This is a genomic window from Roseateles sp. P5_E11, from assembly GCF_054049355.1.
Genome location: NZ_JBFUMO010000227.1, coordinates 1 through 8,697, shown reverse-complemented (window position 1 = coordinate 8,697; position 8,697 = coordinate 1). Strand labels below are relative to the sequence as shown.

Genomic DNA, 8,697 nt, shown 5'->3' with positions numbered 1-8,697 from the left:
CCACGAGCCAGATCGGTGATCGGGTGCGCATGCTGGTCGAACCCAAGGGCAACTGGGAACACAGCGCCTACCAGAGCGATAACCAGTTCGTCCTGGAGGTCAGGCCGCAGAAGATCGATCCGAACAAGCTGACCCAGGGGCCCGGCTACGCGGGTGACAAGCTGTCGCTGAACTTCCAGAACATCGAAGTCCGGGCACTGCTGCAGGTCATTGCCGACTTCACCAACTTCAACGTCGTCACCAGCGATACCGTGACCGGCAGTGTCACGCTGCGCCTGAAGGACGTGCCCTGGGATCAGGCGCTGGACATCATCATGCAGGCCAAGGGCCTGGGCCTGAGGAAGTCCGGCAACGTGCTGTGGATCGCACCCAAGGAAGAGCTCGCCACCAAGGAGAGGCTGGACCTTGAAGCCAAGGCCGCCATCGCTCAGCTCGAACCGCTGCGAACCCAGTCCTTCCAACTCAACTATGTGAAGTCCGAGGACCTTGCCAAGGGCCTGACGGGTCAGGGCATCACATCCTCCGGCAGCGGCGGTTCCGGCGGTGGTGGCAGCGGTACCGGTACCGGTACTCGCATCCTTTCGACGCGCGGCAGTGTCATCTTCGAGCCTCGCACCAACCAGCTCTTCGTCTCGGACGTCCCGAGCAAGCTTGAAGAGATCCAGGCCATGATCGCCAAGATCGACATCCCGGTGCGCCAGGTGCTGATCGAGGCGCGCATCGTCGAAGCCAACGACAAGTTCGGCCGCTCGTTGGGCGTCAAGCTCGGCGCCAACGATCTGCGCGGGCAGCAGGGGGGCATCCCGGGCTATAGCGTCGGTGGCGGCAATTACGTGACCGTTGGCGGCAACTACAACGGCATCGGCTCACAGACCAACCAAGGGGTCTCGGCCAACTACAACAACACCCAGTTCGTCAACCTGCCGGCGAACGTGTCGTCTGACGCATTCAGCGGTGGCACGGCGACCCAGGTCGCGCTGTCTCTGTTCAGTGCCACCGCCAACCGCTTCCTGAACCTTGAGCTGTCGGCGCTTGAATCTGACGGCAAGGGCAAGGTCGTGTCCAGCCCGCGCGTCATCACGGCCGACCAGGTCAAGGCCCTCATCGAGCAGGGCGAGGAGCTGCCCTATCAGGTGGCCACCGCGAGCGGCGCCACCTCGGTGCAGTTCCGCAAGGCCAACCTCAAGCTGGAGGTCACGCCGCAGATCACGCCTGAAGGCAGCGTCATCCTGAACGTGGACGTCAACAAGGACAGCCGCGGTACGTTGACGCCTCAGGGTTATGCGATCAATACCAAACATGTTCAGACACAGGTGCTGGTCGAGAACGGCGGTACGGTCGTCATCGGCGGCATCTATACCCAGGACGAAGGCGAGACCGTCAACAAGGTACCGCTGCTGGGCGATGTGCCTTTCCTGGGCAACCTGTTCAAGAATAAGACCCGAACGACCTCCAAGACCGAGCTGTTGATCTTCCTGACGCCCAAGGTCGTCAGTGAGCGGTCGACGGTGCGCTGAGGTTTCACCGAATTGACGATGTGTCAGCTGCGCTGGCTACACACGGGAGTGAGCAGAGATGTTGAAGTTTGATGTTTGGAGCCGGACTGCGGTTCGTGCGTTGTTGGGTGGTGTGATCGCCGCCGCCCTCACGGCCTGTGGCGGTGGTGGTGGTAGCGCGGGCACGCCGGTCTTCGATCCCCCGGCATCCACCCCGTCGGGCGCGGCGAGCGCGGTGGCGGCCGACCTCGTCGTCGTGCTGAACAAGTCCACGTTGACGAACACGGGAACCGATTCGATCACGGCGACGGTAACGTCCATCGACACCAACCGCGCCGCAGTCGGCAACGTGCCGGTCAGCGTTTCCATCAATGCCAATGCGGTGGTGTCGACAAATAACGCGACAGCGACCAATGCCAGCGGCCTGCTGACGGCCACGATCACCCAGGGCTCGGACACTTCGGTTCGCCCCGTGACCCTGACCGTGACCTCGGGCGCCATTACGCGGGCGGTGACCTTCAATGTCGTCCAGCAGTCTTCAACCAACAATCCTCAGGCCAATGACCTGACGCTGACGCTGAGCGCGAGCAATATCAACAACTCGGGCAGCGCAACGATCACGGCCACGGCTACGGCAGTGGACAGCAATAGAAACGCCTTGCAGGGCATTCCCGTGCAGCTGTCGGTGACAGACGCCAGCGCCTTCCTCATCGCGCCCTCCAGCACTACAAATGCCAGTGGGCAGGTGACGGGTGCGGTCAACATCGGTCAGGATCGCTCGAATCGCACCATCACGGTCGTTGCGACAAGCGGCAACCTGACGCGCACCGCTGCGTTCCAGGTCATTGGGGCAAACTTCTCGCAAGCCAGCCCGGTGCCGGCCGTTGCGACGGTCGGTGCCGCCGGTACCGTCCAATACACGCTGTCTGACGTGAACAGCAATCCGATGCCGGGCGTGACTATCAATGTCACCGGCAACGGCGTGACCAGTGCCACGGGGACGACCGACTTGAATGGCGCTTATACGTTCACCTACACCACACCCAACGCCCCGGGAACCAATCTGACGATCAAGGCGGTAGCGGGCGGGCGCGAGTCTCTCGTGACGATTCCCATCGCAGGCGGCAGCACGACGGTGCCAGTGGCTGGCTCTACACCTGTCGCGACGGCACTGAACCTGTCTGCCGATGTCGTCACTGTCAACACGTCCACCACCAACAACCAGGTGACTGTCAGTGCCATCTTCCGCGATGGCACCAATGCGCCCATCTCCAACGTCCGCGTGCTGTTCGCGGCAGCGGGTGACAACGGGACCGGCAAGATCGGCTCTGGCGCAAACTCCGTTCTGTCAGATGCTTCGGGTACCGCCTCGACGACATATGCCCCTGGCGCCGTCAGCAGCCCGACGAACGGCGTGACCATTCAAGCCTGCTGGAAGATCAGCGACTTCGCGCCCGGCGCCACGGCTGGCAGTTGCGTGGCTGCGGGCGGCCAGTTGCTGACCACGACGCTGACCATCGTCTCGAATCCGGTGTCGATCTCGATCGGTACGGACAACACGATCGGTAGCGGCGGCGGCGGTCTGACGTATGTGAAAAAGTACGTCGTGCTCGTTGTAGATTCAGCTGGCAATCCCAAGGCCGACGTTCAGATCACGCCGTCGTTGGATCTGGGTAGCTATTCGAAGGGGTTTTGGGAATACAACGTCCCGAAGCAGCGCTGGGAGCTGACACCTCAAGGCGACTATGCGGCCGTCATTAATGCCKGGGAGTACGTCAAGGGCGCGCTCAACGCCATTTGTCCCAACGAGGATTTGAATCGGAACGGGGTCGTCGACGGCGGTGAAGACGTGAATGGCAACAAGCAGTTGGATCCCCGCAAGTCCGACGTCGCGATCACGCTGGTGGGTGCCACCAGGACGGATGCAAACGGCGTCGCTGTGCTTCAGCTTGAGTATCCGAAGAGCCTAGGTACTTGGGTCGACTACAAGATCACGGTCACGGCTGCGGGTGTCCTCAGCCCACCTGCGTACTACCCGATTGGTGTGCCGGTGACCCTGTCGTCAAAGTCGTACTCCGCGCTTGTGGCCGAAGGTATCGCTCAGGGCAAGACCTACGCGGCAAGCGTCGTTGACTACCTGTACACCTACACACGACTGCCGGTTGCTGCAGGAGACCTAACCAGCGAAACGGCCCCAGCGTTCGTGATCAGCCCTTATGGCACCAGCAGCAGCTGCGCCAGCGCRAAGTGACGTGATTGCCCTCGTGGGCATGCCTGGCGGTGGCAAGTCCACCGTCGGCAAACAACTGGCACGCCAAATTGGCGTGCCTTTTGTCGATTCGGACCATGAAATCGAGCTGCGCATCGGCAGGAGCATCAAGCTGTTCTTCGAGCGCCATGGTGAGGATGCGTTTCGGGACCTTGAGACCGAGGTGATCGCCGAGCTGATCGCGCGTCCTGGCGATCGCGTGCTGGCCACCGGCGGCGGTGCGGTGCTGAGGGAGCGCAATCGTGAGCTGCTGCATGGCGGCGCGACGGTGCTTTACCTGCGCTCCACGCCCGAGGACCTGTTCCGGCGTCTGCGCCATGACACGACGCGGCCGCTGCTACAGGTGCGCGACCCGCTGGCCAAGCTGCGCGAACTCCACCACCAGCGCGACCCGCTCTACCGCCGCTGCGCGCACTATGTGCTGGAAAGCGCGCGACCTTCGGTGCATGCCCTCGTCAACATGGCGCTGATGCAGCTGGAGCTGGCGGGCCTGCTGGACCCGACTCGCGTCGCGGCCACCGTGGGGGCCGAACCGCTTTGACGGCGCCTTGACGGGAGGCGGAGGGCCGCTTGCGAGGTGCCTCTTACACTTGGCCGCATGCCCGCCACCGATACCGTCCGCATTCAGCTCCCTGACGACCGCAACTACGAGATCCGCATYGGTTCAGGCCTGCTGGACGCGCCTGCCAGCTGGCAGGAACTGCCCAAGGCAGCGACGGCTGTCATTGTCAGCAACGAGACCGTGGCGCCGCTGTACGCCGCTCGCCTGCGTGAACGCCTGCTGGCGGTCTACGGTCGCGTCGATCTGGTCGTATTGTCGGATGGCGAGCAACACAAGGATTGGGACAGCCTGAACCGCATCTGCGACCACCTGCTCGGCCAGGCCCTGGACCGCAAGACCGTGCTGTTCGCGCTGGGCGGCGGCGTCATCGGCGACATGACCGGTTTCGCGGCGGCCATCTACATGCGCGGCGTGCCCTTCGTACAGGTGCCCACCACATTGCTGGCTCAGGTCGACTCGTCGGTCGGCGGCAAGACGGCGATCAACCATCCGTTGGGCAAGAACATGCTCGGCGCCTTCTACCAGCCCGCGCGCGTCATCGCCGACCTGGACACCCTGGACAGCCTGCCGGACCGCGAATTGCGCGCTGGCCTGGCCGAGGTGATCAAGTACGGCCCGATCGCTGACGCCGGTTTCCTGTGCTGGATCGAGGACAACCTCGACGCGATGCTGGCGCGTGACAAGGCCGTGCTCGGCTATGCGGTGCGGCGCAGTTGCGAGATCAAGGCCGACGTGGTGGGCCAGGACGAGCGCGAGCAGGGCCTGCGCGCCATCCTGAACTTCGGCCACACCATCGGCCATGCCATCGAAGCGGGCCTCGGCTATGGTGCGTGGCTGCATGGCGAAGCCGTCGCCTGCGGCATGGTGCTGGCGGCCGACCTGTCGCAGCGCATGGGGCTGATGCCGGCCGGCTTCGTCGAGCGCCTGCGCAGCCTGATCGAGAGGGCGGGGCTGCCGGTGCAACCACCCAAGCTGGGCGCCGAACGCTATCTGTCGCTGATGCGCGTGGACAAGAAGGCCGAGGCGGGTGAGATCCGTTTCGTCCTCATTGAGGCGCTCGGCCGTGCCGGCCTGCACTCGGTGCCAGACGCACGCATCGTGGAAACACTGGCAGCGTACGGAGCGGCCTGAGATGTCGACGCCGCGCCCGGCCTACGCCGCTGACCCGGCGCGCAGCCGCGGCCGCCGCCTGCCCGAGCCGCCCGCACCCACGCGCAGCGAATTTCAGCGCGACCGCGACCGCATCATCCACAGCACGGCGTTTCGCCGCCTTGTCTACAAGACCCAGGTCTTCCTCAACCACGAGGGCGATCTGTTCCGCACGCGGCTGACACATTCTCTGGAAGTGGCCCAGCTCGGCCGGTCCATCGCACGCAGCCTGGGCCTGGACGAAGACCTGGTCGAGGCCGTGGCCCTGGCCCATGACCTTGGCCACACGCCGTTCGGCCATGCGGGCCAGGACGTGCTGGACGAGTGCATGCGCGCCCATGGCGGCTTCGAGCACAACCTGCAATCACTGCGTGTCGTCGATCAACTGGAGCAGCGCTATCCGGATTTCGACGGCCTCAACCTGTGCTTCGAGACGCGCGAGGGCATCCTCAAGCACTGCTCGCGACGGCATGCCGAACTCATCGAGGCCGTTGAACCTGACGGCATCGCGACCCGCTTCCTGCATGGCGGCCAGCCCAGCCTGGAGGCCCAGCTCTGCAATCTGGCCGACGAGGTGGCCTACAACGCGCACGACGTTGACGATGGCGTGCGCTCGGGCCTGATCGAGCTGGAGCAACTGCTGGATGTCGAGCTGGTGCGGGAGCATTGGCAGGCTTCGCTGGATGCGCATCCGGGCCTGGCCGGCAAGCGCCTGCTGTTCGAGACCATCCGCCGCATGCTGTCGGCTCAGGTCTACGACATCATCGACGCCACGCGTGCGGCGCTGGACGAAGCGGCACCCAGCGACGTCGATGCTGTGCGCCGGGCTGAAAAGCCCTTGCTGCGCTTCAGCCCGGAGATGCGCATCAAGAGCACGGCGCTCAAGCGCTTCCTCTTCGCCAACCTCTACCGCCACCCGCAGGTGCAATCCACGCGCAGCCGCGCCGAGCAGGTGCTGCGCGACCTCTTTGCGGCCTATTCGTCCGATGCGACGCAGATGCCGGCGGACTTCGCCGAGCGCGCCGATCGTGAACGAGCCTGTGCTGACTACATTGCCGGCATGACCGACCGGTTCGCCATTCGCGAGCATCAGCGGTTGACGGGCAAGACGCTTTTCTGACGTCACTCCACAAAATGGGGTCGGAGTCGATTATTCTGGCTGCTCCTGCCGAGGCCGTTGTGCCGACAAGGATGCATTCATGGCCCGTCTACCTCGATTGATCCTGCCGGGTCAGCCTCACCACGTCATCCTGCGCGGCAACAACCGCCAGGCCATCTTCTTCAGCGATCACGACCGCCAGCAGATGCTGGTCACATTGACCGAGGTCGCGGCTCAGTATGGGGTGGCCGTCCATGCCTACGTGCTGATGGACARCCACCTTCACCTGCTGCTGACGCCGCCCGCTGCGGACGCTCTCAGTCGCATGATGCAAGCGCTCGGCCGCCGCTACGTGGCCTGGTTCAATACCCGTCATCAGCGCAGCGGCACGCTCTGGGAAGGTCGGTTCAGGGCGGGCTTGGTCGAGGGCGRACGGCATCTGCTGGCCTGCATCCGCTACATCGAATTGAATCCGGTGCGTGCAGGGCTGTGCCAGGACGCGGCGCAATGGCCCTGGTCCAGCGCCGCTCACCACCTCGGCCTGAACCGCAGCGCGCTGGTCACGGAGCATGAACTGTATTGGTCACTGGGCAACACACCCTTCGAGCGCGAGCATGCCTATCGCGAGTTGATGGACCAGGGTGTCACCCTGCAGGAGCAAGCGCAGTTCACTGAGGCCGTGTTGCGGGGGCGGCCAGTGGGCGGCGCAACATTCCTGAAGGCGCTGGGCGACACCCACCCGAAAGTCGCACTCAAACGGCCGCGCGGACGGCCGCGCAAAACGCCACTGGCATCGTCGGAAACCAAGCCAACCGGAGTGGCGTGACTATGGCCCCATTTATTTAACTTCACCACGTCGATGGGGAATTAATTGACTCTGACCCTAATTTAATCAAGTTGCCGCAAATGCTGCACTGCATTACGCTCCCACCCTGTTGTGTTCCAGGAGGGCGCTATGAGCCACGCCGCGCAGATTCAAGCCGAGATCCAAGACCTAGCCGAGCACGGGCTCTACCGGCCGGGCAATGAGAAAGACGCCTGCGGCCTCGGGTTCGTGGCACACATCAAAGGCCACAAGGCGCACCACATCGTCCAGCAGGGCCTGAAGATCCTCGAGAACCTGGACCACCGCGGTGCAGTGGGTGCCGACAAGCTGATGGGCGACGGTGCCGGCATCCTGATCCAGATCCCGGACGAGTACTACCGCGCCGAGATGGCCAAGCAGGGCATCAACCTGCCGCCGCCCGGCGAGTACGGCGTCGGCATGATCTTCCTGCCCAAGGAAGCTGCCTCCCGCCTGGCCTGCGAACAGGAATTGGCCCGTGCCATCAAGGCCGAAGGCCAGGTGCTGATCGGCTGGCGCGACGTGCCGGTGGACCGTGACATGCCCATGTCGCCCACGGTGCGCGAGAAGGAGCCGGTGATCCGCCAGATCTTCATCGGCCGTGGCACTGACATCATCGTCCCCGACGCGCTGGAGCGGAAGCTCTACGTCATCCGCAAGACGGCCTCCAGCGCCATCCAGGCGCTCAAGCTCACGCACAGCCGCGAGTACTACGTGCCCAGCATGAGCTGCCGCACGGTCATCTACAAGGGTCTGCTGCTGGCCGACCAGGTTGGCAAGTACTACCTGGACCTGGCCGACCCGCGCGTCGTGTCCGCTATAGCCCTGGTCCACCAGCGCTTCTCCACCAACACCTTCCCCGAGTGGCCGTTGGCCCACCCCTACCGCATGGTCTGCCACAACGGCGAGATCAACACGGTCAAGGGCAACTTCAACTGGATGCGCGCCCGCGAAGGCGTCATGAAGTCGCCCGTGCTGGGCGACGACCTGAAGAAGCTCTACCCCATCAGCTTCGAGCACCAGTCCGACACGGCCACCTTTGACAACGCCATCGAGCTGCTGACGATGAGCGGCTACCCGCTCGCCCACGCGGCCATGATGATGATCCCGGAAGCCTGGGAGCAGCACGAAGGCATGGACGAACGCCGCCGTGCCTTCTACGAATACCACGCCGCCATGATGGAGCCGTGGGACGGCCCCGCCGCGATGGCCTTCACCGACGGCCGCCAGGTCTGTGCCGCGCTTGACCGCAACGGCCTGCGTCCGGCCCGCTACTGC

6 protein-coding genes and 1 pseudogene are annotated in these 8,697 nt (G+C 64.2%); all 7 read left to right on the top strand.

Annotated elements, in window-relative coordinates:
* Positions 1 to 1,517, top strand: a 1,517-nt coding sequence (locus tag ACXJKR_RS17185; RefSeq protein ID WP_457323853.1) for a type IV pilus secretin PilQ, incomplete at its 5' end; no start/stop codon positions are given.
* A 58-nt stretch (positions 1,518 to 1,575) separates the two neighbouring features.
* A complete protein-coding gene (locus tag ACXJKR_RS17180) occupies positions 1,576 to 3,747 on the top strand; it encodes a beta strand repeat-containing protein (RefSeq protein WP_457323852.1) in 2,172 nt (723 codons plus the stop codon).
* Complete coding sequence (locus ACXJKR_RS17175; protein ID WP_457323851.1) at positions 3,713 to 4,306, top strand: shikimate kinase; 594 nt, start codon at positions 3,713 to 3,715, stop codon at positions 4,304 to 4,306. The genes ACXJKR_RS17180 and ACXJKR_RS17175 overlap by 35 nt, the downstream gene beginning before the upstream one ends.
* Before the next feature lie 57 nt (positions 4,307 to 4,363).
* Positions 4,364 to 5,458 carry a 3-dehydroquinate synthase gene (aroB, locus tag ACXJKR_RS17170; RefSeq protein ID WP_457323850.1) on the top strand — a complete coding sequence of 365 codons (1,095 nt, stop codon included), beginning with the start codon at positions 4,364 to 4,366 and terminating at the stop codon, positions 5,456 to 5,458.
* 1 nt (position 5,459) lies between these two features.
* Positions 5,460 to 6,596 carry a deoxyguanosinetriphosphate triphosphohydrolase gene (locus ACXJKR_RS17165; protein WP_457323849.1) on the top strand — a complete coding sequence of 379 codons (1,137 nt, stop codon included), beginning with the start codon at positions 5,460 to 5,462 and terminating at the stop codon, positions 6,594 to 6,596.
* Positions 6,597 to 6,675: 79 nt separating this feature from the next.
* On the top strand, positions 6,676 to 7,401 hold the full coding sequence (locus ACXJKR_RS17160; RefSeq protein ID WP_457323848.1) for an REP-associated tyrosine transposase: 726 nt from the start codon (positions 6,676 to 6,678) through the stop codon (positions 7,399 to 7,401).
* Between the two features lie 129 nt (positions 7,402 to 7,530).
* Positions 7,531 to 8,697, top strand: a pseudogene (locus ACXJKR_RS17155) (glutamate synthase subunit alpha); the annotation flags it as partial.